Origin of the sequence: Rhizobacter sp. OV335 (assembly GCF_900142965.1) — a bacterium.
Classification (GTDB): Bacteria; Pseudomonadota; Gammaproteobacteria; order Burkholderiales; family Burkholderiaceae_C; genus Rhizobacter.
Window position 1 is genome coordinate 23,508 of the sequence record NZ_FRCQ01000034.1, and the last position, 24,998, is coordinate 48,505.

Annotated in this window: 27 protein-coding genes; 21 read left to right on the forward strand and 6 right to left on the reverse strand. The window is 65.9% G+C overall.

The window, feature by feature from the left end; translation table 11 throughout:
• Nucleotides 1-24 precede the first annotated feature (24 nt).
• The 12 genes from fliG (at nucleotide 25) to fliR (ending at nucleotide 9,453) form a co-directional block, all read left to right on the forward strand.
• On the forward strand, nucleotides 25-1,020 hold the full coding sequence (gene fliG, locus BUE42_RS26935) for a flagellar motor switch protein FliG (RefSeq protein WP_073468370.1): 996 nt from the start codon (nucleotides 25-27) through the stop codon (nucleotides 1,018-1,020).
• A complete protein-coding gene (locus BUE42_RS26940; RefSeq protein WP_073468371.1) occupies nucleotides 1,004-1,783 on the forward strand; it encodes a FliH/SctL family protein in 780 nt (259 codons plus the stop codon). Before fliG ends, BUE42_RS26940 begins: the two co-directional genes overlap by 17 nt.
• Nucleotides 1,780-3,204, forward strand: coding sequence for a flagellar protein export ATPase FliI (gene fliI, locus BUE42_RS26945; RefSeq protein ID WP_073468372.1), 1,425 nt, complete (start codon nucleotides 1,780-1,782; stop codon nucleotides 3,202-3,204). The genes BUE42_RS26940 and fliI overlap by 4 nt, the downstream gene beginning before the upstream one ends.
• A gap of 25 nt (nucleotides 3,205-3,229) precedes the next feature.
• A complete protein-coding gene (gene fliJ / locus BUE42_RS26950; protein ID WP_073468373.1) occupies nucleotides 3,230-3,706 on the forward strand; it encodes a flagellar export protein FliJ in 477 nt (158 codons plus the stop codon).
• 59 nt (nucleotides 3,707-3,765) lie between these two features.
• On the forward strand, nucleotides 3,766-5,016 hold the full coding sequence (locus BUE42_RS26955) for a flagellar hook-length control protein FliK (protein ID WP_073468374.1): 1,251 nt from the start codon (nucleotides 3,766-3,768) through the stop codon (nucleotides 5,014-5,016).
• Nucleotides 5,017-5,158: 142 nt separating this feature from the next.
• Nucleotides 5,159-5,767, forward strand: a complete 609-nt coding sequence (gene fliL / locus BUE42_RS26960) for a flagellar basal body-associated FliL family protein (protein WP_073468375.1) — start codon at nucleotides 5,159-5,161, stop codon at nucleotides 5,765-5,767.
• 34 nt (nucleotides 5,768-5,801) lie between these two features.
• Entirely contained in the window at nucleotides 5,802-6,806 is a 1,005-nt protein-coding gene (fliM, locus tag BUE42_RS26965) for a flagellar motor switch protein FliM (RefSeq protein WP_073468376.1), read from the forward strand.
• The gene (gene fliN / locus BUE42_RS26970) at nucleotides 6,796-7,233 is read left to right on the forward strand and encodes a flagellar motor switch protein FliN (RefSeq protein WP_047500484.1); all 438 of its coding nucleotides are present in this window, start codon (nucleotides 6,796-6,798) and stop codon (nucleotides 7,231-7,233) included. Before fliM ends, fliN begins: the two co-directional genes overlap by 11 nt.
• Before the next feature lie 3 nt (nucleotides 7,234-7,236).
• Nucleotides 7,237-7,593, forward strand: coding sequence for a FliO/MopB family protein (locus BUE42_RS26975; RefSeq protein WP_073468377.1), 357 nt, complete (start codon nucleotides 7,237-7,239; stop codon nucleotides 7,591-7,593).
• A gap of 22 nt (nucleotides 7,594-7,615) precedes the next feature.
• Complete coding sequence (gene fliP, locus BUE42_RS26980; RefSeq protein WP_073468378.1) at nucleotides 7,616-8,374, forward strand: flagellar type III secretion system pore protein FliP; 759 nt, start codon at nucleotides 7,616-7,618, stop codon at nucleotides 8,372-8,374.
• A gap of 19 nt (nucleotides 8,375-8,393) precedes the next feature.
• Nucleotides 8,394-8,663 carry a flagellar biosynthesis protein FliQ gene (gene fliQ / locus BUE42_RS26985; RefSeq protein WP_073468379.1) on the forward strand — a complete coding sequence of 90 codons (270 nt, stop codon included), beginning with the start codon at nucleotides 8,394-8,396 and terminating at the stop codon, nucleotides 8,661-8,663.
• 28 nt (nucleotides 8,664-8,691) lie between these two features.
• Nucleotides 8,692-9,453, forward strand: a complete 762-nt coding sequence (gene fliR, locus BUE42_RS26990) for a flagellar biosynthetic protein FliR (RefSeq protein WP_073468380.1) — start codon at nucleotides 8,692-8,694, stop codon at nucleotides 9,451-9,453.
• Nucleotides 9,454-9,646: 193 nt separating this feature from the next.
• Here the strand turns inward: fliR and BUE42_RS32660 are convergent, their stop codons facing one another.
• Both BUE42_RS32660 and BUE42_RS32665 read right to left on the reverse strand, forming a co-directional pair.
• Complete coding sequence (locus BUE42_RS32660) at nucleotides 9,647-10,588, reverse strand: hypothetical protein (RefSeq protein WP_143171782.1); 942 nt, start codon at nucleotides 10,586-10,588, stop codon at nucleotides 9,647-9,649.
• Between the two features lie 64 nt (nucleotides 10,589-10,652).
• On the reverse strand, nucleotides 10,653-11,885 hold the full coding sequence (locus tag BUE42_RS32665) for a hypothetical protein (RefSeq protein ID WP_143171783.1): 1,233 nt from the start codon (nucleotides 11,883-11,885) through the stop codon (nucleotides 10,653-10,655).
• A 198-nt stretch (nucleotides 11,886-12,083) separates the two neighbouring features.
• Between BUE42_RS32665 and flhB the strand changes: the two genes are divergently transcribed.
• From flhB to BUE42_RS27030, 8 genes are all read left to right on the forward strand, one after another.
• Nucleotides 12,084-13,253 (forward strand): flagellar biosynthesis protein FlhB, encoded by a 1,170-nt coding sequence (flhB, locus tag BUE42_RS26995; RefSeq protein WP_073468381.1) that lies wholly within the window; start codon nucleotides 12,084-12,086, stop codon nucleotides 13,251-13,253.
• Entirely contained in the window at nucleotides 13,250-15,331 is a 2,082-nt protein-coding gene (gene flhA, locus BUE42_RS27000) for a flagellar biosynthesis protein FlhA (RefSeq protein ID WP_073468382.1), read from the forward strand. The genes flhB and flhA overlap by 4 nt, the downstream gene beginning before the upstream one ends.
• 53 nt (nucleotides 15,332-15,384) lie before the next feature.
• Nucleotides 15,385-16,041: a nucleotidyltransferase domain-containing protein gene (locus BUE42_RS27005; RefSeq protein ID WP_073468383.1), complete on the forward strand. Its 657-nt coding sequence runs from the start codon at nucleotides 15,385-15,387 to the stop codon at nucleotides 16,039-16,041.
• Nucleotides 16,042-16,081: 40 nt separating this feature from the next.
• Nucleotides 16,082-16,402 (forward strand): hypothetical protein, encoded by a 321-nt coding sequence (locus BUE42_RS27010; RefSeq protein ID WP_143171784.1) that lies wholly within the window; start codon nucleotides 16,082-16,084, stop codon nucleotides 16,400-16,402.
• A gap of 255 nt (nucleotides 16,403-16,657) precedes the next feature.
• The gene (flhF, locus tag BUE42_RS27015) at nucleotides 16,658-18,349 is read left to right on the forward strand and encodes a flagellar biosynthesis protein FlhF (protein WP_073468385.1); all 1,692 of its coding nucleotides are present in this window, start codon (nucleotides 16,658-16,660) and stop codon (nucleotides 18,347-18,349) included.
• Between the two features lie 54 nt (nucleotides 18,350-18,403).
• Nucleotides 18,404-19,198, forward strand: a complete 795-nt coding sequence (locus BUE42_RS27020; protein ID WP_073468386.1) for a hypothetical protein — start codon at nucleotides 18,404-18,406, stop codon at nucleotides 19,196-19,198.
• A gap of 20 nt (nucleotides 19,199-19,218) precedes the next feature.
• On the forward strand, nucleotides 19,219-19,932 hold the full coding sequence (locus BUE42_RS27025; protein WP_056802489.1) for an RNA polymerase sigma factor FliA: 714 nt from the start codon (nucleotides 19,219-19,221) through the stop codon (nucleotides 19,930-19,932).
• Between the two features lie 19 nt (nucleotides 19,933-19,951).
• Nucleotides 19,952-21,310 (forward strand): methyl-accepting chemotaxis protein, encoded by a 1,359-nt coding sequence (locus tag BUE42_RS27030; RefSeq protein ID WP_073468387.1) that lies wholly within the window; start codon nucleotides 19,952-19,954, stop codon nucleotides 21,308-21,310.
• Here the strand turns inward: BUE42_RS27030 and BUE42_RS32670 are convergent.
• Complete coding sequence (locus BUE42_RS32670; protein WP_143171785.1) at nucleotides 21,300-22,280, reverse strand: hypothetical protein; 981 nt, start codon at nucleotides 22,278-22,280, stop codon at nucleotides 21,300-21,302. The two genes, BUE42_RS27030 and BUE42_RS32670, sit on opposite strands and share 11 nt — an antisense overlap.
• A gap of 318 nt (nucleotides 22,281-22,598) precedes the next feature.
• Between BUE42_RS32670 and BUE42_RS27035 the strand changes: the two genes are divergently transcribed.
• On the forward strand, nucleotides 22,599-23,348 hold the full coding sequence (locus BUE42_RS27035) for a class I SAM-dependent methyltransferase (RefSeq protein ID WP_073468419.1): 750 nt from the start codon (nucleotides 22,599-22,601) through the stop codon (nucleotides 23,346-23,348).
• A 7-nt stretch (nucleotides 23,349-23,355) separates the two neighbouring features.
• On the opposite strand, the gene BUE42_RS27040 is transcribed toward BUE42_RS27035, so the two are convergent.
• The 3 genes from BUE42_RS27040 to flgA all read right to left on the reverse strand — a co-directional run bounded on the left by BUE42_RS27040 (nucleotide 23,356) and on the right by flgA (nucleotide 24,986).
• Nucleotides 23,356-23,748 carry a hypothetical protein gene (locus BUE42_RS27040; protein ID WP_073468388.1) on the reverse strand — a complete coding sequence of 131 codons (393 nt, stop codon included), beginning with the start codon at nucleotides 23,746-23,748 and terminating at the stop codon, nucleotides 23,356-23,358.
• Nucleotides 23,749-23,821: 73 nt separating this feature from the next.
• Entirely contained in the window at nucleotides 23,822-24,145 is a 324-nt protein-coding gene (gene flgM / locus BUE42_RS27045) for a flagellar biosynthesis anti-sigma factor FlgM (RefSeq protein ID WP_235002634.1), read from the reverse strand.
• A 115-nt stretch (nucleotides 24,146-24,260) separates the two neighbouring features.
• Nucleotides 24,261-24,986, reverse strand: coding sequence for a flagellar basal body P-ring formation chaperone FlgA (flgA, locus tag BUE42_RS27050; RefSeq protein WP_235002635.1), 726 nt, complete (start codon nucleotides 24,984-24,986; stop codon nucleotides 24,261-24,263).
• Nucleotides 24,987-24,998 lie beyond the last annotated feature (12 nt).

Here is a 24,998-nt window from a genome sequence, read left to right on the forward strand (position 1 = left end):
CATCACAAGAACCACGGAAGAGACATGGACACCAAGGGACTGGAAGACGCGGCAATCTTGATGATGTCGCTCGGCGAGGAGGAAGCCTCCGAGGTGTTCAAGCACCTGACGCCGAAAGAGGTGCAAGGCCTCGGCGAAACCATCGCCAGGATGAAGACCATCCCGCGCGAGCGCGTGGAGACGGTGCTGGAGCGCTTCGCCAACCAGGCCCAGGAGCAGAGCCTGCTCGTCACCGACAACGACGAATACATCAAGAGCGTGCTGCGCAAGGCGCTCGGCGACGACAAGGCCAACCTGCTGATCGACCGCATCCTGCAGGGCGGCGACACCAGCGGCATCGAGAGCCTGAAGTGGATGGACGCGAGCTCGGTGGCCGAGCTGCTGCGCAACGAGCACCCGCAGATCGTCGCGGCGATCCTGGTGCACCTGGACTACGACCAGGCCTCGTCGGTGCTGAAGTGCTTCACCGAGCGCCAGCGCAACGAGGTGGTGGTGCGCATCGCGACGCTCGACGGCATCCAGCCGTCGGCGCTGAAGGACCTGAACGACGTGATGAGCAAGGTGCTGGCCGGCGGCGACAAGCTGCGCAAGGCCTCGCTCGGCGGCGTGAAGACCGCGGCCGAGATGATCAACCTGATGGGCGGCAGCATCGAGACCTCGGTGCTCGACTACGTGCGCGAGGCCGACAACGAGCTGGCCCAGAAGATCATGGACAACATGTTCACCTTCGACGACCTGGAGAAGGTCGACGACAAGGGCATCCAGCTGCTGCTGAAGGAAGTGCAGTCCGAATCGCTGGTGATCGCACTGAAGGGTGCGACGCCGGAGATGCGCGAGAAGGTGTTCCGCAACATGTCCACGCGCGCCGCCGAGACGCTGCGCGAAGACCTGGAATCGCGCGGCCCGGTGCGCGTCAGCGAGGTCGAGGCCGAGCAGAAGGAAATGCTGAAGATCGTGCGTCGCCTGAGCGATGAAGGCCAGATCGTGCTCGGAGGCGGCGGCGATGACCAGTTCCTCTAAGCCGAACGGCCCGCGGCAGGTGCCGCCGCCGCCCGGCTCGAAGCCGGCCAACAGCTACAGCCGCTTCATCCCGCGCGAGGAGTTGAACTCGTTCGCCGCGTGGACGCCCGGCTCGCTGTCCGGCGGCAACGAGACGCCGAACACCGGCGTGCACCGGCCCGAGCCGCCGGCCCCGCCGGCGCCGAACCCGGTCGACGAACTGATGGCGCAGCTCAAGCAGGTGCGCCAGACCGGCTACCAGGACGGCTACCGCGACGGGCTGGTCGCGCTCGACGGCTTCAAGCAGAGCTACGCGGCGCAGGTCACCGCGCAGGTCGGCGCGATCGTGCAGGGCTTCGGCCAGCAGCTCGACGACCTGCAGCAGGACATGGCGCGCGCGCTGGCCGTCACCGCCACGCAGCTGGCCAAGCAGATGGTGCGCAGCGAGCTGAGCATGAAGCCCGAGCTGGTCGCGGTGGTCGCGACCGAGGCGGTCGACACGCTGCTGCTGAGCGCCCGCCACATCACCGTGCGGGTGCACCCGGACGACCATGCGCTGGTCGCGCAGGGCGCGGCCGACGTGCTGGCCGCGCGCGGCGCGCGCCTGCTGTCCGATGCCGACGTGCTGCGCGGCGGCTGCCTGGTCGAATCCGACATCGGCGTGATCGACGCGACGCTCGAGGCGCGCTGGCGCCGGGTCGCCGCCTCGGTCGGCTGCGAACAGGAATGGGAAGGCGACGAACCGCCGCTGCCCGAGATCGACGAGAACGGTGAGCCCGCATGATCACGTCGAAGCAAGAATCGAAAGCAGTCGCCAGCACCGACAAGTGGCAGCGCTACCTCGGCGACCTGAAGAACTTCTCGGCCGATGCGATGCCGCTGGAGACGCAGGGCACGCTGGTGCGCGTGGCCGGGCTGGTGCTCGAGGCCGCCGGCCTGCGCGTGCCGGTCGGCTCGGTCTGCGAGGTGCGCATGGACGGCCAGCCGCCGGTGCTGGCCGAGGTGGTCGGCTTCTCGGGCGACCGCGCCTACCTGATGCCCACCGGCGAGATCCACGGCCTGGCCAGCGGCGCGCGCGTCGTGCCGCGGCCGTCGCCGATCGTGCCGCTGCTGCTGGGCGCGACGCAACACCAATGGCGGCGCAGCGAAGACCGCACGCTGCACCTGCCGATGGGCGACGGGCTGCTCGGCCGCGTCGTCGATTCGCAGGGCATGCCGATGGACCGCAAGGGGCCGCTCGGCAGCGTGCACAACGAGCCGCTGGTGCGCCGCCCGATCAACGCGATGGACCGCGACCCGATCCGCCAGCCGCTGGACACCGGCGTGCGGGCGATCAACGCGATGCTGACGGTGGGCCGCGGCCAGCGCATCGGGCTGTTCGCCGGCACCGGCGTCGGCAAGTCGGTGCTGCTCGGGATGATGGCGCGCTACACCGCGGCCGACGTGATCGTGGTCGGCCTGATCGGCGAACGCGGCCGCGAAGTGAAGGAATTCATCGAGGACATCCTCGGCGAGGAAGGCCTGCGCCGCTCGGTGGTGGTGGCCGCGCCGGCCGATGCGCCGCCGCTGACCCGGCTGCAGGGCGCGAGCTACGCGACCGCGATCGCCGAGCACTTCCGCGACCGCGGCCAGCACGTGCTGCTGCTGATGGATTCGCTGACCCGCTTCGCGATGGCGCAGCGCGAGATCGCGCTGGCGATCGGCGAGCCGCCTGCCACCAAGGGCTACCCGCCGAGCTGCTTCGCGAAGCTGCCGCAGCTGGTGGAGCGCAGCGGCAACGGCATCCACGGCGTCGGCTCGATCACCGCGTTCTACACCGTGCTGAGCGAGGGCGACGACCAGCAGGACCCGATCGCCGATGCGGCGCGCGGCATCCTCGACGGCCACATCGTGCTGTCGCGCGAACTGGCCGAGGCCGGGCACTACCCGGCGATCGACGTCGAACGCTCGATCTCGCGGGTGATGAACAACGTCAGCCCGCAGGAGCACATCGACGCGGCGCGGCGCTTCCGCCAGCTGAGTGCGAAGTACACGAAGGCGCGCGACCTGATCCAGCTGGGCGCGTATTCGCCCGGCCACGACAGCGAGCTCGATGCCGCCGTCAAGCTGCACGGCCCGATGGTCGAGCTGCTGCAGCAGGGCATGAACAAGCCGGCCAGCCTGAACAACAGCGTGCGGGATCTGCGCAAGTTGTTCGGCACCTGATCACGACGATTGAAGGAGTACCTCGATGAGCAACGACCGTTCGATTGAACCGCTGATGGCGCTGCTGGGCCAGGCCGAGCGCGAGCGCGACGCCGCGATGGCCGAATCGCGCCGCGCGACCGACGCGCAAACCGCGGCGACCGCGCAGGCCGAACAGTTGACGACCTACCGCGGCGAGTACGAGGCGCGCTTTCGCGAGCAGTTCAGCCGCAGCAGCACGATGGACGTGATGCAGCACTACCAGGGCTTCATGCAGCGGCTGACGCTGGCGATCGACCAGCAGCAGCGCGTCGTCGTGCATGCGCAAGGCCGCGTCGAACGCATGCTGCAGCTGCTGCGCGAGCAGGAGATGCGCGTCGCCTCGGTGCGCAAGCTGCTGGAGCGCCGGCTGCAGGAGCTGCGCCTGGTGTCCGACCGCCGCGAGCAGAAGCAGACCGACGAGTTCGCCGCGCGGGCCGCCTGGAACCGGCTGAGCCAGGCCGGCGCCTCGCCGATGGCCTGAGCGCCGCCAGGCTGACACCCCTTCCGATCCACCGCTGAATCCACCGTCCAGGCACTTTCATGTCCGCTGCCGTGTCGTCGTCCCTGCCGATCTTTTCCGCGAACAACCCGCAGGCGGTCACGTGGCCCCTGGCGCCGTCGCCCGAGGGGCCGCATGCCAATGCGTTCTCGCAGATGCTGAAGCAGCGGCAGCAGGCGCAAGCGACACCGCCCGCCGCGGCGCCAGCGCCTGCCGCGCCGACCCCGAAACCTGCCGCAACGGCCCCGAAACCCGCCACGCCACCGGCACCCGCTGCGCAGAAGACCGCGCAAGCGCCCGCTCGCACGGCGGCGACCGAGCGTCCGCAGGCCGGGCAGAAGGCCGCCGAAGGCAAGGCCCCTGCTGATGCCGAGGCCGCCTCCGGTGACGAAACGACCGATGCCACCGCATCCGACAGCGCCGGATCGGCGACCGGGCTCGATCCGTCGCTCGGCAGCTGGCTGGCCGGGCTGAACCTGCCGGCCGCGAGCACGCAGGCCGGCGGCAAGCTGGCCCGCGGCCAAGCCCAGGCGGGTGAGGCCGAATCGGGCGATGCGCTCGGTGGCAAGGCCGGCGCTGAAGGCGGTGGCCGCGGTGCACGCCGGCTGGGCGGCGGTGGTGAAGTGCCCGGCGCTCGCGCCGACCGCGCGGCGCAACTCCAGGGCGCCGACGCGCCCGCCGCCAAGCTGCTCGCCGAGGCGGCCGAAAAGACAAGCTCATTCCCAGAGGTCGCGGCCCAGGTGCATGGCGCCGGCGACAGCGCGCGCACCGATGCCGCGCCTGCCAACGGCGCGCTGCTGGCGGCGGCGCTGGCCGCGACCGCGCCGAGCGCGCCGGCCGAGGCCCCGACCGTCGTCAACCTGCCGACACCGGTGGATGCGCCGGATTTCACGCAATCGCTGGGTGTGCAGGTCAGCCTGCTGGCTGCCGACGGCGTGCAGCAGGCCGAACTGCACCTGAACCCGGCCGAGATGGGGCCGATCTCGGTGCAGATCGCGATCGACGGCACGCAGGCGCAGGTCGATTTCGGCGCCGACATGGCGAGCACCCGCCAGCTCATCGAGAGCGGGCTGCCCGAGCTGGCGTCCGCGCTGCGCGACGCCGGTTTCACGCTGACCGGCGGCGGTGTCTCGCAGCAGGCGCGCCAGGGCTCGTCGGAGGGCGGCCAGGGCCGCGGCGAGGGCGGATCCCGCTCGCGCAGCAGCATTGGCGGCGTCGAAGCAGCGGAAGCGGCCACCCCGCGCCGCAGCACCGCCCGCGTGTCGGCCGGCGGCGTTGATCTTTACGCCTGAGGCCAGGCGGCCGAACGGCGTGGTTTTCCCCCGCTTTTCGCGCTTTAGGATTTCCGCCCGCTTTCCATAATTTCCCCATTGCAACCCGCGAGTGCGGCGCCGTCGTGGCGCCGTCGAACGGGGGGCCATCGAGGGAAATTCCATGTCCACTGCCGTCGCTGACGCCCCTGCCGGTGCAGCCCCGAAGGGCAAGAAGAAGCTGATCGTCATCGTGGCCGCCGTGCTCGCGCTGGCGCTGGCCGGTGGCGGCGCCGTTGTGGTCATGAAGAAGAAGGCCGCCGCGGCCGCCGCAGCCGCCGAGGAAGAAGACGGCGAGGACGCCGGCGCCGCCGCGCCCGAGAAGCACGCCAAGGACGAGCACAAGACCGTTCCGACCTTCGTGCCGCTGGACGTGTTCGTCGTCAACCTGGCCGACAAGGATGCCGAGCGTTTCGCGCAGATCGGCGTCACGCTGGAAGTCGACGACCCGAAGTTCGCCGAGCAGCTGAAGGTCTACATGCCGGCGATCCGCAGCGGCATCCTGATGGTGATGTCGCACAAGACCTCGCAGCAACTGCTCGAAGGCGAGGGCAAGATCCAGCTCGCCCGCGAAGTGATGCGCGAAGCCGTGCTGCCGCTGGGCATCGAGGCCGATGCCGACGACGCCGACAGCGACGACTCCCCGAAGTCGAAGAAGAGCAAGAAAAAGCGCAAGCCCGCGGTGCACAACCCGGTCACGCACGTGCACTACTCCACCTTCATCATCCAGTGATGCAGGTCTTCGTCGTCACGACCGGGCCCACGCCATGAACCAGCAGATCCTTTCGCAAGACGAAGTCGATGCGCTGTTGCAGGGCATCACCGGAGAGAGCCAGAAGCTGGAAGAGGAAGAGGTCCAGCACGGCAGCATCCGCAACTACGACATTGCCAGCCAGGAGCGGATCGTCCGTGGGCGCATGCCCACGATGGAGATCATCAACGAGCGATTCGCACGCAACATCCGCATCGGGCTGTTCAACTTCATCCGCAAGAGCCCGGAGATCTCGATCGGCGGCATCAAGGTGCAGAAGTACAGCGCCTTCCTGCGCGAGATCGTGGTGCCGACCAACTTCAACATCGTCTCGGTGCGCCCGCTGCGCGGCAGCGGCCTGGTGGTGTGCGACCCGACGCTGGTGTTCGCGGTGATCGATTCGCTGTTCGGCGGCGCGGGCAAGTTCCACACCCGCATCGAGGGCCGCGATTTCTCGCCGACCGAGCAGCGCATCATCACGCGCCTCGTCGACGTGGTGACCGAGGAATACAAGAAGGCCTGGCACGGCATCTATCCGCTCGAGCTGGAATACCAGCGCTCGGAGATGCAGCCGCAGTTCGCCAACATCGCGACGCCGAGCGAGATCGTCGTCGCCACCAGCTTCACGCTGGAGATCGGCGACACCACCGGCACCATCCATTTCTGCATCCCGTATTCGACGCTGGAGCCGATCCGCGACGTGCTGTATTCGACCATCCAGGGCGACAGCAACGAGCCGGACAAGCGCTGGGTCAACCTGCTGAAGCAGCAGATCCAGTCGGCCGAGGTCGAGCTGGTGGCCGAGCTCGCGCAGGCGCCGGCCACGGTGGAGCAGCTGCTGTCGTTCAAGCCCGGTGATTTCATCGAGCTCGACCTGCAGGCCGGCATCCAGGCCAAGGTGTCGGGCGTGCCGGTGTTCGACTGCCACTACGGAACCTCCAACGGCAAGTACGCCTTGAAGATCGATCAACTGTTGACCGCCTCGTCCATGAGCTGGTTGGGAGAAAACAATGTCAGCTGACAACGCAGCGCCGTCCGAAGAGGACGCGATGGCCGCCGAGTGGGCCGCCGCACTCGCCGAAACCAAGCCCGAGACCGCCTCCGAGGTGCAGAACGCGGCCGAGCAGGTCTCGCCGGTGGCGTTCACGAACTTCGCGTCGGGTGCGGGGCCGTCGGCGCCGAACGACATCAACATGATCCTGGACATCCCGGTGCAGCTCACCGTGGAGCTGGGTCGCACGCGGATCCCGATCAAGCACATCCTGCAGCTGGCGCAGGGTTCGGTGGTCGAGCTCGACGCGCTGGCCGGCGAGCCGATGGACGTGCTGGTCAACGGCTACCTGATCGCACAGGGCGAGGTCGTGGTGGTGAACGACAAGTTCGGCATCCGGCTGACCGACATCGTGACCCCCAGCGAGCGCATGCGCCGCCTGAGCAAGGGTGCCTGAGCGATGTCACCTGCGATCACGTCGTTCATGTGGTTCGTCGCGATCATCGCGATGATCCCGGTGGCCCTGTGGCTGCTCAAGCGCACGCCGATGGGCGGTGCCGGCGGGCTGGGCGTGATGCGCAGCGTGGCCGCGCTGCCCCTGTCGTCGAGCCAGCGCCTGGTCACCGTCGAGGTGGGGCAGGGCGACGAGCGCCGCTGGCTGGTGCTGGGCGTCACGCCGCAGAACATCACGGTGCTGCACAACATGGCGCCGCAGAGCGAAGCGGCGCAGCCGTCGCAGATGCCGGCGGTGCATCCCGCCTTCGCACAAATCTTGTCGCGCTTCCGCCGTGACCAGGGGTCCAACGGTGAACGCTGAGCAATTCTTTTCTTCGGCCCGCGTGCGCCGCATCGGCACGATCGCTGCCTTGACGGTGTTGTCGGCCGTTCCTGCAGTGGCTTTAGCCCAGGCTGCACCGGTCGGCAACGGCGCGCTGCCGCTGCTGGTCGGGCAGGGCGCGGGCGGCACCAGCTACTCGGTGCCGATCCAGACGCTGCTGTTCTTCACCGCGCTGTCGTTCCTGCCGGCCGTGCTGCTGATGATGACGGGCTTCACCCGCATCGTGATCGTGCTGAGCCTGCTGCGCCAGGCGATGGGCACGCAATCGGCACCGCCGAACCAGGTGATCGTCGGGCTGAGCCTGTTCCTGACCTTCTTCGTGATGAGCCCGACGCTGGACAAGGTCTACGCCGACGCGTACCAGCCCTACGCCGAGAACAAGATCGCGTTCGACGAAGCGCTGAAGCGCGGCGAGGTGCCGATGCGTGCCTTCATGCTGAAGCAGACGCGCCAGGCCGACCTGATGCTGTTCTCGAGGCTCGCGAAGGTGGATGCCGCGGTGAAGGCCGCCGACGTGCCGTTCAAGGTGCTGGTGCCGGCCTTCGTGACGAGCGAGCTGAAGAGCGCGTTCCAGATCGGCTTCCTGATCTTCATCCCGTTCCTGGTGATCGACATGATCGTCGCCAGCGTACTGATGAGCCTGGGGATGATGATGCTGAGCCCGGTGCTGGTGGCGCTGCCGTTCAAGCTGATGCTGTTCGTGCTGGCCGATGGCTGGAATTTGCTGCTGGGGTCGCTGGCCGCCAGCTTCTCGACCTGAACTTTCTGAAAAGACTCCGATGGATTCCCAACAAGTCTTCACGCTGGGCCAGCAGGGCCTGTACCTGCTGCTGATGGTCTCGGCCCCGGTGCTGCTGGTGGTGCTGGGCGTCGGCCTGCTCGTCAGCATCTTCCAGGCGGCGACGCAGATCCACGAGCAGACGCTGTCGTTCGTGCCGAAGATCGTGGCGGCGGTCGCGGTGCTGATGTTCGCCGGGCCGTGGATGCTGACGACGCTGGTCGAGTACGTGCAGCGCACGTTGATCGCGATCCCGACAGTGGTGGGCTGACGCAACCAGCCGTTCGCGCTGAGCAACCATGCTCACCTTCACCGACGCCCAACTCGCCGCCTGGCTGACGCCACTGCTGTGGCCGTTCATCCGCGTGCTGGCGCTGTTCAGCAGCGCGCCGCTGCTGTCGCAGAAGAACGTGCCGGTGCGGGTGCGCGTCGGCCTGGCCTTCCTGATCACCATCAGCGCGCAGGCCTCGCTGCCGGCGATGCCGGTGATCCCGCTCGACTCGCCGATGCTCTACGCGGTGGTGCTGCAGCAGGTGCTGATCGGCATCACGCTCGGCTTCTCGGCGCGCATCGTGTTCGCCGCGATCGAGTTCGCCGGCGAGCTGGTCGGGCTGCAGATGGGCCTGAACTTCGCCGGCTTCTTCGACCCGATGAGCGGTGCCGAGGGCAATGCGGTGGGCCGCTTCTTCGGCATCATCGTCGGTTGGCTGTTCATCATCATCAACGGCCACCTGCTGATGATCGCGGCGATGGTGCAGAGCTTCCAGGCCTTCCCGGTCAGCGCCGAGCCGTTCAGCTTCCTGCGGGTGCTGCAGCCGCAGCTGTGGGGCACCGAGGTGTTCAAGCTGGGGCTGTGGATCGCGCTGCCGATGGTCACGATGCTGCTGTTCGTGAACCTGGTGATGGGCGTGATCTCGCGCATCGCCCAGCAGATGAACATCTTCGCGGTCGGTTTCCCGATCACGCTCGGCGTCGGCCTGGTGGGCGTGCTGCTGACGCTGCCGATGATGCAGGCGCCGTTCACGATGGCGCTGGAGCAGATGCTGAGCAGGTTTCAGTAGGCGGCTGCGGGCACCGGCGTCGCAGGGAGGAGCCTGTCGCCCTGCCAGGGCGTCCGACTTGTCGTGTGGGTGTCATGTCGGATCGCACGTGAGCGCCCTGGCAGGTGGCCGCAGGACGTGGGCCGTTCCGGCGACCTGATTTCAGTCTGAAGGTACAAGCTCAACTGGGAAGCAGAGGACCGTTCGTGGGACGCTATGCGCTGTTTTTTCTGTCTCGGACGGCGGATTCGATCGAGCATTTCAATATATTGGCGATAACAGATTTGATTTCCTCATCGCCAGCCTTGTCGGCTTTAAGTATATTATTGAGTGCATCGATGTGCTCTTGAAACTTTTCTGTTTTGTAGCCCATCTTGAGTATTGCTTCCTTCTTTTTCTGTGCGGTTTTCACCGTGCGCTTCAGCTTGCCGCTGTCAATTCCTGATTTTGCATGATCTTGCAGCTCGCACCTGAAATCTGCATACATAATTCTGCCAAACGATTGAAATTCAATTCTGCGAAGAATAGTTTCCACCTGAATGTTGACATTTTCTGAAATATCGCTCTGCTTGGTGGATAGGCGCTCGGATGTGAGGGTAATGGGCAAACGTTCTCCGGGGTTGACGGCGCGCCACGTCAGTTGGCGGACCCTGTCAATTTCATTGATCGCGGCTGCAGCATCATGATTCAGAACGCATAAGGCCAGATATTCCAAGCAGCCGATAATATTGTGGCTCGCTTCTTTTCCGGAAGACCACAAGGTGTCGTGTGTGGCTGACTGAAATTTTTGAAAGAACTTCTCTATTGTTGAGCATATTCTGAGTGGATCATCTTTGTGCTCCGTGATCTTTGATAGAATTTCTTCCGTCAGGTGTTCCAATTCAGTATCCATGGTCTCTGGGCGTTCGAGATCGTACTTGTACGCATGGATAATCTCCAGCAATTCAGTTGGTACGTTGGGAAGCCCTCTTATTGATCGCCCAACTACCAGTTCACGTGAAAAAGCGATCTTCGAAAGCTGAAATCCTGTTTCCAAAGTGTCGGCAGCATTCTTCTTTTCTTGGCTCCGTTTGCCTGAATTTTTGCCGGCTGACTCTTTGGCGAAGTGCTTTCTGACACCGCTGAGAATTTTCCGAGGGCTGACAAGTTTCTTCATGATTCGATGGAGTTGGGGTGTTTGATGTGCAGGAATAGGTCGTGCATTCGACGGCCTTGATGTTTTATTTCTTCTTGCCGCGCGGAGACAGAAGGTTGCTGGCGGCTTTGGAAATTTTGCTGAGTCTTGACTCGTGACGCCCACCAGTTTCTTTTGATTCGAAATTGCCGTCGGAAATGTCGGTGCCGTCCGGTAATGCTTTATGAAATGCTTCCAAGGTCGTGCAGTAAACGCCGTGATTCTTGTTGCTCAGTGATTTCTGCAAATCGTTCTGCGCTTGCCGGAGACGTTTCTCGTCGGCCTTGCTGTGATTTCCTATTTTTCTGTATTTACCGATATTCTGCAGGAAGATCTCGAATTTTTTGTGGTCTCCATCCAGGAACGCATTCTTTATCGCCGGTTGCCTCAGGGAAGCTAAGTGGCCTTCTACCTTGTCTTTGAAACTGCTGGCCGCGGATTTTCTCGGAGGCACAACGCGTTCGGGCTCCCTGGCTGGCGTCACCGTGGCTGCTCTCGAGTTGACAGCGAACTCCCCGATGATGTTGATGATCTCAGCTGGAAGGGTTGTGTCGCGAAGAAATTTTTCTTTCACCAGCAAGAAATTCATCGCATGGAGGTGATCTGCAGATTTCTTTTCTTTCGGAATCGGATCGAGAAGGCCGACAACATGCGACATCAGTTCTTTGGCTTCATGCGGCGGAAGATATTTCGCATGTTCTTCCATGCGTTTCAGAAATTTTCGTTCCAGCCCTAGGCATTCTGGAAGATAGCTGCTGGGGTCGACTTGTGGTTGCTCATCGCGATATAGACGAGGCACCCCAACCCATACTGTTTTCTTATTGGGGATGATGCTCGATGGGCCAGAGAAAATATGACTCAATCGCTCAAAAATGACTCTAAACGCATTGAGGTCATTTTCCAGCAATGCGTTTTCGGTACCGGCAATGAGCCGGTCGACCGTTTGATGCACCTCCGCTGGTGTCTGACTCTTTATATGATCCCATTGCTTTTTAATGGCAGTTAGTGTGCCGATCGCTGGCTGCTTCCAGTCCGATTTTCTCTCCACAGCGGCGAAGGACAAATTTCGGCACATGTTGAATAGCAAGACTTGCATGTCTTCGATGGCTTGAGGGGCTGCTCCCTGCAGACCCTCCTCCCTTACTCTTAACAACACTTCAAGCGTACGGATTGCTGACTCTCTGGCGGCTTTTTGTCCGGGCTCTTCCGTTGGACGCCTTGTTTGCGGCATCGGGCTGGCGGACTGGGAGGGGGTAGGGGAGGTGATTTTGGGCAGCATGGGGTTACGTCTTCAGGATGCAAATGCGGGTCCGAACTAAGTAACGCCGCCGCTCCATTGGTTCAGTGAAGAAGAAATCCATCTGCCTGCGTGTCCTTCTGTTCAGTGAGAAGAACTGGCCCACTTTCCCCCCTCTGATCCGCCTCAAGTTCCTGGCCCACCCCGGAACAATCGCGGGAGCGCATCACCGCCCCCGCCATGTCCGACCAAGACCGCAACCTACCCGCCACGCAGCGACGACTCGACAAGGCCCGAACCGAGGGCCAGGTCGCGCGTTCGCGCGATCTGTCGCACTTCGCGGCGATCGCGGTCGGCGGCGCGGCGCTGGTGGCGGTGGCGCCGATGCTGGCGCGCTGGCTGCAGCAACTGCTCGCGTCCGGCCTGCAGTTCAACGCCGTGATGGCCAAGAACCCCGAGGCGATGGGCGAGCGCCTTTCCGAACTCACGCACAAGCTGCTGTGGGTCGTGCTGCCGATGGGCCTGCTGATGATGCTCGTCGGCGTGGCCGTCGCGGTCGCGGCCGGCGGCTGGGTCTGGACGATGAAGCCGCTCGCGCCCAAGTTCGACAAGTTCAACCCGATCACCGGCATGGGCAAGCTGTTCTCGAAGCAGCAGCTGATTGAAGCCATCAAGGGCGCCGTGCTGGCGCTGATCCTCGGCACCATCGGCGCGATGTACCTGCGCTCGCACGTCGAGATGTTCGCCGGTGCGCTGTCGATGCCGCTGCCGCAGGCGCTGTCGCACGTCGGCAGCACCATCGTCGGCGGCATGCTGCTGGTGCTGCTGGCGCTGGCCCTCTTCGCCGCAGTCGACGTGCCGCTGCAGCGCCAGCTGCACGCGATGCGCCTGAAGATGAGCCACCAGGAAGTCAAGCAGGAGCACAAGGAAGTCGAAGGCAACATGGAGATCAAGGCCAAGATCCGCGCCCGCATGCGCGAGATGGCCAATCGCCGCATGTTGGCCGCGGTGCCCACCGCTGATCTCGTCGTGATGAACCCGACCCACTACGCCGTCGCGCTGAAGTACGACGAAGGCAAGATGGGCGCGCCCCGCGTGGTCGCCAAGGGCGCCGACCTGATGGCGATGCGCATCCGCGACACCGCGAAGGAATCGAAGGTGCCGGTGCTGCAGGCGCCGGTGCTGGCGCGTGCGCTGTATGCCCACGCCGAGGTCGACCGCGAGATTCCGGCCGCGCTGTTCGCCGCGGTGGCCCAGGTGCTCGCCTACGTGTACCAGCTGCGCGCCGCATTGAACGGCCGCGTCGCGCTGCCGGGCGCGTTGCCCGAACTGAACGTGCCGGACGAACTCGATCCGCACAACCCGAAGAGCGGCAAGCACGGCCTGAAGGCCACCGAGGACACTGAATGAATCCGCTGATCCGACAAGTCCAGGGCTGGCTCGGCCCGCATGCCAAGGCGATCAAGGCGCTGATGGCGCCGGTCTTCATCATCATGGTGCTGTCCATGATGGTGCTGCCGCTGCCGGCCTTCGCGCTCGACCTGCTGTTCACCTTCAACATCGCGATGGCGCTGATGGTGATGATGGTCGCGGCCTACATGGTGCGGCCGCTCGATTTCTCGGCCTTCCCGACGGTGATCCTGCTGACGACGCTGCTGCGGCTGTCGCTGAACATCGCCTCGACCCGCGTCGTGCTGCTGCAGGGCCACACCGGCCCGGGCGCGGCCGGCAAGGTGATCGAATCCTTCGGCCACTTCCTGATCGGCGGCAACTTCGCGGTCGGCCTGATCGTGTTCGCGATCCTGGTGGTGATCAACTTCGTCGTGGTGACCAAGGGTGCCGAGCGCATCGCCGAGGTCGGCGCGCGCTTTACGCTGGATGCGATGCCCGGCAAGCAGATGGCGATCGACGCCGACCTGAACGCCGGCCTGATCGACGAGAAGGAGGCCAAGCGCCGCCGCCTCGAAGTGGGCAACGAGGCAGAGTTCTTCGGCTCGATGGACGGTGCCAGCAAGTTCGTGCGCGGCGACGCGATGGCCGGCCTGCTGATCCTGTTCATCAACATCATCGGCGGCTTCATCATCGGTGTGGCCCAGCACGACCTGTCGGCGTCGCAGGCGGCCGACAGCTACATCCTGCTGGCCATCGGCGATGCGTTGGTGGCCCAGGTGCCGGCGCTGCTGATCTCGGTGGCGGCGGCGATGGTGGTGTCGCGCGTCGGCAAGGAAGAAGACGTCGGCACGCAGGTCGCGAGCCAGGTCTTCAACTCGCCGCGCGTGCTGGCCATCACCGCCGGCGTGATCGGCCTGCTGGGCATCATCCCGGGCATGCCGCACCTGGTGTTCCTGCTGATCTCGGGCGCCATGGGCTATGCGGCGTGGTGGATGAACGAGCGCAACAAGCGCGTCAGGAACACGCCGCCACCGGCCGCGCCGGTGGCCGAACCGAACGCCGAAGCCAGCTGGGACGACCTGCAGCCGGTCGACACGCTGGGCCTGGAAGTGGGCTACCGGCTGATCACGCTGGTCGACAAGAACCGCGAAGGCGACCTGCTGCAGCGCATCAAGGGCGTGCGGCGCAAGTTCGCGCAGGATGTGGGCTTCCTGCCGCCGCCGGTGCACATCCGCGACAACCTGGAGCTGAAGCCGAGCATGTACCGGCTGACGCTGCGTGGCGCGGTGGTCGGCGAGGGCGAGGCCTTCCCGGGCATGCTGCTCGCGATCAACCCGGGCGGCGCGACCACCCAGCTGATCGGCACCCGCACCACCGACCCGGCCTTCGGCCTGCCTGCGGTGTGGATCGAGGAGCGCCAGCGCGAATCGGCGCAGATGAACGGCTTCACGGTGGTGGACTGCTCCACCGTCGTGGCGACCCACCTGTCGCACCTGATGCAGCTGCATGCGGCCAAGCTGCTCGGCCGCGTCGAGACGCAGCAATTGGTGGAGCACGTGACCAAGCTGGCGCCGAAGCTGATGGAAGACGTGATCCCGAAGATGGTCGGCATCGCGAGCCTGCAGAAGGTGCTGCAGCTGCTGCTGGAAGAGGGCGTGCACATCCGTGACATGCGCTCGATCGTCGAGAGCCTGGCCGAGCATGCCGCGGTGGCGAGCGAGCCGGGCGAACTGGCGCGGCGCATCCGCATCAGCCTGGCGCCGGCCATCGTGCAGCAGATCTACGGCCCGGTGAAGGAGCTCGAGGTGATCGCGCTGGAGCCCGAGCTGGAACGCCTGGTGACGCAAGCGCTCAACTCGCCGCACGGCGCGGTGCTCGACCCGGGTGTGGCCGACACGCTGACGCGCAGCGCCGCCGTGTCGGCCAAGCGCCAGGAAGACCTGGGTCACCCGGCCTGTTTGCTGGTGCCGGACATGATCCGCGCGCCGATGGCGCGGCTCTTGAAGCGCGCCGCGCCGCGGCTGCGGGTGCTGGGGCACAGCGAGATTCCCGAGACGCATTCGATCCGGATCGGGTCGATCATCGGGGCGAACTGACGGTCTCTGTGGTGCTGTTGATTCGACAGCAATTGCTGTAAAATTGACAGCAAATGAGCGACATCCTGACGGCCCTGTTCGGCGGCAAGACCAAGGCACGCATCCTCGAAGTGCTGCTGTCGAACCCCGACCAGACCTATCACTTGCGCGGCCTGGCCCAGGCGGCCGGCACGGATTCGGGCAACACCAGCAAGCTGCTGCGCGTGCTGGTCGACGGCGGGGTGGTGCGCGCGCTGCCGGACAGCCCTTCGATGCGTTACGCGATCAACCTGGATTCGCCGTTGGCCGAGCCGCTTCGCTCCCTGTTCGCTCGCGCGGGCTCGCTGATGGAGGACCTTCGTACCAGGGCGCAAACGCTGGCGGCCACCTACATTGCGGTCTTCGGGTCGCAGGCAGCAGGAACGGCAGACGCCCTCAGCGACGTGGACGTGCTGGTCGTCGGCGAGTTGAGCGCGGTGTCCGCCCAGGCCGCCTTCAAGCCGGTCGGTCGCCAGCACCACAAGAGCATCAACGTCGTGGTTGTGTCGCCTCCCGAACTGGCGCTCCAGTTGAGCGCGGGCAGTGCCTTCTGGTCCTCCGTTGCGGCGGGGGCCCGGGTTGACCTGAAGGGAACCTGGTCCGATGTTGCGAAGCGCGAAGCAGTTGCAGACACAGGCCTCGGCCTTCGTTCCCTGCCCGCAGGACAAGGCGGCGATCCGAGCGTGGATTGAGGCGGCGAACGACAAGGTGGCGGATTCGGACAACCCCACCGTGTCGATTGGCACCCGCTTTGAGGCGGCGTACGACGCCACGTTCTTCGTCGCGCTCGCCGTCCTGAATGCTTCCGGCTGGAAGCACCGGGCGATCGACGGGCATCATGCCTTCGTCCTTGAGGCGGCCTGTGAAGCGGTGGGAGCCGGCATCGCGTTGGCCGATCGACTGGATTCCGTCCGCGAAGTGCGGAACCAGAAGTACGCAGGAATGGGGCGAACGACGGCCGATCTGCGCGATGCCAAGGCCGCATTCGAGGCGTTCTCCGCACTGGCCATCGACTGGCTGCAGACCCACCACGCGACGCTGCTGTCGCGATAGCGCAGCAGAACAAGGGGTCTTTCCCCCCTCTCATCCTCCTCAAGTTTCCGCCCCACCCCGGAACAATGACGGCACGCATCCACCGCGTCCGTCCATGACCTCTGCCTTCCTGTCCACCGCCGTGCCCCCTCGGCACGAAACATCCCAAATGAAGGGATTTACGGTGGCTCATCGCCAGACCATGAACGGCTGCGCGCTCACACACTGGATGCCATTGCTTGCCACTGGTTCCTGCTCGATCTCCTGGAGCTCCCGATGAACGTCAAACGCTTCACCGCCCGCACTTCGCGCGACGCCCTGACCCTGGTCCGCCAGGCTTTCGGCGAAGACGCCGTCGTGCTCTCGACCAAGCCCTGCGCCGAAGGCGTCGAGGTGCTGGCCATGGCGCCGGAAAGCGTTCAACAGATCGAGCGCCTGTCGGCCGCCGGTCCGATCCCGCCGTCGCCGCCGGTCGCGAAGCGCGCCGCCGCGCCCCGCGCCCAGCCCGCCCGCCAAGCCCCCGCTCCGCAACCGGCACCGGCCCCCGCGATGGAAGTCAACGACGACGTCGCCCGCCTGTCGATGAGCACGCTGTCGTTCCAGGATTACGTGCGTGAGCGCATGCTCAAGCGCCGCCAGGCCGCCCTGCAGCATGGCCGCGACAACGAACCCAGCTTCATGCCCGACGACGAGCCGTCGCTGCCGACCGCGCTCGAGCAGCGCCTGGCCGAACGGCAGGCGATGCACCCGGCGCCGGTGCAGCACGCGCCGATGCAGGCCGTCGGTGGCCGCAGCCCCGCGCTGCGCGAACCGCCGGTGCTGCGCGAGGAAATCCGCGTGCAGCAACAGCAGGCCGCCGCCGCGGCCGCCCAGGCGCATGCCCAGGCTCAAGCGCATGCACAGGCGCTGGCCGATGCACGTGCCCAGGCCCTGGCACAGCAACACACCCCCGCCCCGGTGCCCGCCGCGCCGGTCGTCTCGCTCGCCGATGCCCGCTCCAACGGCAACGCCACGGCGCGCCGCGACCAGCAGGACATGATGAACGAGCTGCGCTCGATGAAGGGCCTGATCGAAGAGCGCTTCGGCGCGCTGGCCTTCATGGAAAAGCTGCAGCGCCAGCCCGCCCAGGCGATGCTGATCCAGAAGCTGCTCGACAGCGGCTTCTCGCCGGCGCTGATCCGCAAGCTGGCCGAAAGCCTGCCGAACGACGTGAGCGACGAGACCGCGTGGGCCGCCAACATCCTCGAGCGCAACCTGATCACCGGCGAGAACGACGCCGCGCTCGAAGACCAGGGCGGCGTCTACGCGCTGATCGGCTCCACCGGCGTCGGCAAGACGACCAGCGCCGCCAAGATCGCCGCCGCGTTCGCCACCAAGCACGGCGCCGCCAACCTCGGCCTGATCACGCTCGACGCCTATCGCGTCGGCGCCCACGAACAACTGCGCGCCTATGGCCGCATCCTCGGCGTGCCGGTGCACACCGCGCACGACCGCGCGTCGCTCGAAGACCTGCTGGAGCTGCTGGCCGCCAAGAAGATGGTGCTGATCGACACCGCCGGCATGGCCCAGCGCGACAGCCGCACCCGCGAACTGCTCGACATGCTGGCCCACCGCTCGATCCAGAAGCTGCTGGTCGTCAACGCCGCCGCGCAGGGCGAGACCATCGAGGACGTGATGGTGTCGTACCGCGCCGCCGCCTGCAAAGGCATCGTGCTGTCGAAGCTCGACGAAGCCGTCAAGCTGGCCCCGGCGCTCGACGCGCTGATCCGCCACAAGCTGAAGGTCGTCGGCGTCGCCAACGGCCAGCGCGTCCCCGAAGACTGGCACCGCCTGTCGGCCCACGCGCTGGTGCATCGCGCGCTGCGGGCCAACACCGGCACCGCCTACCGCATGGATGCCGACGACGTGAACCTGATCTTCACGGCGCGCCAGCCGGCGCTGCGCACGCGCGGCTCGCTGCACGCCTGATCGATCGTTTTCGATCAAACAAGAACAGCCCCCTCGACTCGTCCTCAGCGCCCCATGCACGACGCCTTCGACTCCTCGTTCCCGCAAGACCAGGCCCACGGCCTGCGCCAGCTGTTCGGCCAGACGCGCGTGCGTTTCGTGCCGGTGGTGGCCAACCCGAACATGGCGTTCGGCGGCGTGATGCTGGAGCGCCTGTGCACCGCCTTCGGCGAGCTCGGCGCGCACGTGCTGGTGATCGACGCCTCGGACCGCGCGCCGGCCCCGGCCGAGCTGACGGCCGTCGGGCTGACCGGCTGTGTCGAGCCGCTGTCGCACCAGGTGTCGTACCTCGCCGCGCGCGGCCTGCCGATCCGCTACGTGGATGCGCATGGCAGCACCGCCAACTTCCTGCACGCCGCGGCCGATGCCGCGCCGCATGCCGACGTGGTGCTGGTGCATGCCACCGAGACCGACCTGTGCCGTTTGTTCATGCGCAGCGAGGCCCGCCCGCTGCTGCTGGCCGACGACCGCCCGGCCAGCGTGACCCATGCCTATGCCGCGATGAAGCTGCTGACGCAGCGCGCCGGCCTGATGGTGCACGACCTGCTGCTCGGCGCCGCCCCCCATTCGCCGCGCGCCGAACGCATCGCGCAGCAGATCGCTTCCTGTGCCGATGGCTTCCTGGGCGCCGTGCTGCGCGACTGGATGCACGTCGATCCCGCGTCCGACGTCAATGACCCGCCCACCCCGGCCCTGCGCCGCTGGGCCCGTGACGTGCTGCAGCCTGTCGCCGCCGACGTTGCGCACGCCGCCGCGTACCCCACCGCATTCCCGGCCTATCGCGATTTCCCGCAGCAGGCCCTGAACTGAATTCCCCCGGAGCTGACCCCATGTATACCGCCAAAGGCCAACTCGACGTCAACTCGATGCTCAAGCAGTACAGCTCGCTGGTGCGGCGCCTCGCCCACCAGATGATCGCGAAGCTGCCTGCCAACGTCGAGATCGACGACCTGATCCAGGTCGGCATGATCGGGCTGACCGACGCGCTGAGCCGTTTCGACGCGGCGCAAGGCGTGCAGTTCGAGACCTTCGCGACGCAGCGCATCCGCGGCGCGATGCTCGACGAGCTGCGCGGCAACGACTACCTGTCGCGCGGCACGCGCAAGCAGCAGCGCACGATCGAATCGGCGGTGCACAAGCTCGAGCAGAAGCTCGGCCGTGCGCCTGCCGAAAGCGAGATCGCCCGCGAGATGGGCATCACGCTGCCCGAATACCAGGAACTCCTTGGCAAGGTGCGCGGCACCCAGCTGGTCTATCTGGAAGACATGTCGGGCGACGATGGCGACAATGACTTCCTCGACCGGCACGTGGCCGACGAAGGGATCAACCCGCTCGCGCAGCTGCAGGACCAGCGCATGCGCCAGGCCCTGGTCGACGGCATCAAGACGTTGCCGGAGCGCGAGCAGTACGTGATGAGCATGTACTACGAGCACGACATGAACCTGAAGGAAATCGCGGCCGTGCTGAAGGTGACCGAATCGCGCGTCTGCCAGCTGCACAGCCAGTCCATCGCCCGCTTGCGCGTCAAGCTGCGCGAGTGGTGATCACAGAGACCGAGACGCCATGTTTGCAATGTTCAGGAAGGGACGCGAGCAGTCGCCCAACGCGCCGGTCGAGCCCGCGGTGACTGCAGCAGCCGGCGAGCCCGACCTGCGGGCCGCGGTGCAGTCGATCGGCAAGCAGGCGTCGAGCGTCGGCCGTGATGCCGCCGAGGTGCGCGGGCTGCTCGACGACGCCAGCAAGGTGTCGGCCCGCCAGGCGCAGGCCGTCGTCGCGCTGGCCGGCCAGCTGGGCGAGGTCACGCGGGCGCAGCAGGCGATCGGCGATGTCACGGCCGGCAGCCTCGATGCGGTCGGGCGTGCGCGCGAGGCGGTCGAAGCGGTCGGCACCGAGGTGGCCGGTATCGTCGACACGCTGCGCGAGGTGGCTGCGGCCGCCAGCGAGATCACGCAGATCGCGCTGCAGACGCGGCTGGTGGCGTTCAACGCCTCGGTCGAAGCCAAGCGCGCCGGCGAGGCCGGGCGCGGTTTCGGCGTGGTGGCCGATGCGGTGAAGGACCTGGCTTCGAAGGTCGAGGGCTCGTCGAAGGCGATCATGAGCACCGTGGGCGTGCTCGATACGCGCATCGAGGCCTTGTCGCGCGAGATCCAGGCCAAGCCGGGCGAAATCAGTCAAGGCGGTTTCCACAAGGCGCTGGCCGATGTGGAGGCCGGGGTCGCGAGCATCACTGCCGCGGCGACGCAAAGCCGCGAGATCTGCGGCGGCGTCAACCTGCAGATGGGCGCGATGCAGTCGGAGATCCAGCAGACCACCGCGGCGCTCGACAACGCGATGCGCCGCAGCGAGGCCTTCCTGAAGGTGTCGGAGCACCTGATCGAGCTGGTGGCCGAATGCGGCATCGAGACCGAGGACACGCCGTTCATCCAGGCCGCGATGGAAGCGGCCGCGCAGATCGGCAAGCTGCTCGAGGATTCGCTGCGCACTCGCACGATCTCGCCGTCCGACCTGTTCGACGAAGCCTACCGGCCGTTGCCGGGCACCAACCCGGCGCAGCACGCGACCAAGTTCATCGAGCTGGCGGACAGGCTGTTCCCGCAGGTGCAGGAGCGCGTGCTGACGCTGAGCCCGAAGGTGGTGTTCTGCATCGCGGTCGACCGCAACGGCTACGTGGCGACGCACAACAAGAAGTACTGCCACCCGCAGCGCGGCGACCTGGCCTGGGACACGGTCAACAGCCGCTACCGCCGCATCTTCAACGACCGCACCGGGCTCGCTTCCGCGCGCAACCAGCGCCCGTTCCTGCTGCAGACCTACCGCCGCGACATGGGCGGCGGGCAATTCGTGCTGCTGAAGGAAGCCGCCGCACCGATCACGGTGCAGGGGCGGCATTGGGGTGGCGTGCGGGTGGCGTTCAGTTTTTGAAGGGCGGCAGCCGCTCTCCTGTCAGAGTTTCGTACAACTCAATCAATGAGTCCGCCCGCGGCCCACTTCTGGAATCCAGTTTCAATTGAATTGCCGCACGAGCCAGGATTTTGGCGTGCTGTGCCTTGTCGAACATTTTGACTGGCGCCTGTGCCTTCCAGACATTGTTGTCAGTCGTCCACTGGATTGTGAGTCCAGCAAGCTCCAGGGCCGCAACAGCCTTTCGATAAGATTCGCGATGTCGGTCATCCTCGGTCTTCGCTGCGGAAGGGCGGAGGGGTGTGAGCCCAAGCACACGTAGCTGCGCAGCGGGAGAGGGGGTTGCGGGATGGTCCGGTTCAATCCACTCGATGGGCGGATGATTCTTGGCGGAAGTCAACTCTTTTTCAGGTATTTTTGCGTCGCCATAAGTGCTGACATACCTTTCGGATTCCTCTGAGCGTTCAATGGCTGAGTGTGAATCGCCTCGAAGGCTCGGCGACGGTTTCGAAGATACCACTTCGTATTTTTTGATGGCTTCGAACGCGCTGCGCAGTTCATCAATTTTCGCGGGGGACAGGTATTTTGGGGTTGGCTTTTTTCTAGGGACGATTGTGGATTTTTGTGGTTTTCGCTTTGGTAAGGCACCGCGAAGATCGTCGATGAGTTGACCGATGGCCAAACTTTCATCGTGTAGATCGTGTGGGAGTAGGCGCGCTGTGCAGGCGATCAAGTACAGCATTCTCGATGTGGGCCACGGTTGCCGGAGATTTTCAATTTCACCCAGAGCTTGATCGCAGATATCTCGTATGAGATCTTTTGATTTATGATCGAGGGTGTGATGGTCCCCCTGATTCTGAGTTCTCGAGGGGGATGTTGATCTCGCCCCGGTGCGGGCATTTTCAATTCTTTCAGGATCAGAAAGCTCGGTGTATCGCCTTTGCGGGTTTCTGCCACGAAACAGCTGCTTGACTTTATCGATTCCGCGCATGGGTGCTAACTCCGAATAGAAAAATTAAAAGACCGCACGATCAAATTTCGGTCTGCATGGTCTGTTTGTACGAAAGAGCCTCTGAAAGCTGATCGCTGGCACAGCCTGAGTAACTCTTCTGGAGATATCGATCCATGCAGAGTCCATCATTCAGGGGTCGCGTCTCATCCGCTTTGACAACGACTTGCGGTGTCCCTCGAACCCGTTCGCCATCGCCTTGGTCGATTCGCACGGCTCCTCATCCAGTCCACCGGATTGCCTTGATGTCAAACTCGACCGGCCATCCATGGTTCCGCGTTGACGAAGGAGAGTTCGCGCATGATCTGGCCGCTGCCCGCTCTGCTCGCCTGGGCCTTGGCCTGGGCGCTCTTCCTCGGCCTGCAGCGCACTGCGATGCCGCTCGGCGTCGCGCTGCTGCTGGCCACCGCGCTTGGCGGCTTGCTCGCACTGCTGCCGATCGTGGCCGCCACGCGCTGGCGCCGGGTCTTCGTCGCACTCGGTTTCCCGCTGTCGTTGCTGGCGTCAGGCCTCGCCGGGGCATTGCCAGCCTGGGCCTGGCTGCTGCCGATGGGCGCGCTGCTCGCCCTCTACCCCGTTCACGCCTGGCGCGATGCGCCGGTCTTCCCGACGCCGCGCGGCGCGCTGCGTGGGCTGTCGGCGCTCATGCCGCTGCCCGACGGCGCGCGGGTGCTCGATGCCGGCTGCGGGCTGGGCGACGGGTTGCGGGAGTTGCACGCGGCCTATCCGAGGGCACTGCTCGACGGCATCGAATGGAGCTGGCCGGTGCGGCTGCTGTGCGGCCTGCGCTGCCGGCTGCGGCGCATCCCGGCGCGCGTGACGCGTGGCGACATCTGGAAGGCCGATTGGTCCGGCTACGAGCTGGTCTACCTGTTCCAGCGGCCGGAGAGCATGCCGCGCGCCGTCGCGAAGGCGCAGATGGAGTTGCGCCCAAGGGCGTGGATGGCGAGTCTGGAGTTCGAGGCGCAGGAACTGCGCCCGGTGGCACGGCACATCTGTCCGGATGGGCGGCCGGTGTGGCTGTATCAGGCGCCGTTCAAGGCGCGCTGAACATGAATCAGGCCTGGACGAACCCGCGGCTGCCGCGGTCGGCAGGGCCGTTCGCGGAATACACCGCCGCCGGCCGCTCGCGCGGCATCAGCACGTCGATCGCCCGGTCGAGCGCCGCAGTGGCACGCGCCAGCGATTCGCGCTGTGCCGCCACCAGGCCGCCGGCCAGCGCCAGGCGCTCGCGCAACGGGGTGGGCACCGGGCCGCTGCGGGCCGCGCGGGTGAAATGATCGACCGCGCGCGCCAGCGAGCGGTGCAGTTCGGTCGCATGCAGGTCGATCGCCGCGCTGTCGCGCGTGCGAAGCGCCTCGCCCAATGAGGCGAGTTGCGTCTCGACCGCGCCGAGGGTGGCCTCGAGTTCGGGCGAGGTTTCGTACGCGGGAATCACCGGCTGCTGCATGACGAACGGGTGGCCAGGGGCCGTTGAAGAAATCGAGACAGAGACCGAGACAGAAAACCGAACCGCTGAACGATCAGTGGCCCAGCACTTCCCGGGCGTTGGCGATCAGCTTGTCGGCGATGGCTTCCGGATTGACCTTGAAGCTGCCGTTGTCGATCGCGTCGGAAATGCGCTTGACCTTGTCGGCGTCGAAATCGGCCGAGGCCGAACCCGCGCCGGTCAGCGACGACGCCGCGCTCGACAGCGAAACGGTGGTGCTGGCTTCGGGGGCCGCGGCGCCGACAGCCGGGGTGGCCTGTTCGGTGGGCTTGGCGGTCGTCCCTTGCTTTTGCGTGGTGCTGCCGACCGCCTGGGTGGGGGCCGCAGCTTCTGCGTGATTGCCGATCTTGATGCTCATGAAGGACTCCTTGGGTCGGGACACTGGGCCCGGCCTTTCAACATGCACGGTGTATCGGCCCGCCCGTTGGCGACTTGAGGGCTATCGCCCGAATTGTTGACCCTGGGACGGTTTTTCACAATGCGAGTTCCAACTGGTGCTCCGCGACCGCGACACCCGTCACGAGACGGCCGCTTTCGGTGCGCACGCGCGCCGGCTGGCCTTCGATGCCAGCGGTCACTGCCTCGCCCGAGCCGGCCACCGCGTAGCCGTCGCCGACGGCACGGATGCGCACGGTGTCGCCCGGGGCGAACCATTGCCGCGCCTTCAGCGTCGCCTGGCGCACGCCCTGGCCGGCCGATACCGAGCGGGCCAGCACGCGCCCGACCAGTGCCGCGGCGTCCGTCTGCGCCGGGCTGGCCTCTTCGGCGAGGTCGACCTCGGTTTCCCGGACGTCGCCGGCCGCCAGCACCTGGCCGCCCGGCATCGCCTGGTTCATGACCAGCGCCTTGCCCCAGACCTTGACGGTCACCGGCAGGTAGATGTTCCAAGGCGTCGCACCCTGGGTGCAGCGCAGCCCGACCCGGGTCTTGCCCCAGAGCCGGGTGTTCGGCGTCAGATAGGCCTGGACCTGCTGGCAGGGTGCGAGGCGCAAGCGCGCATCCATCGGTCCGGCGACGACCTCGACACGGCCCGGCAGCGCCGGGTTGTTGCCGAGCTGGGCCTGCACGAAGCTGAGCGCCTGCTGTTCCAACGGTGATGACGCAGCGGGCGCTGCCGCCCCGGCCGCAAAGGCGGCGCCGCCCATCGCCACGCAGGCGACGAAAGCGATGAAGGCAACAAGGGCAGGGGCTTTGTTCACGCCTCGACTGTA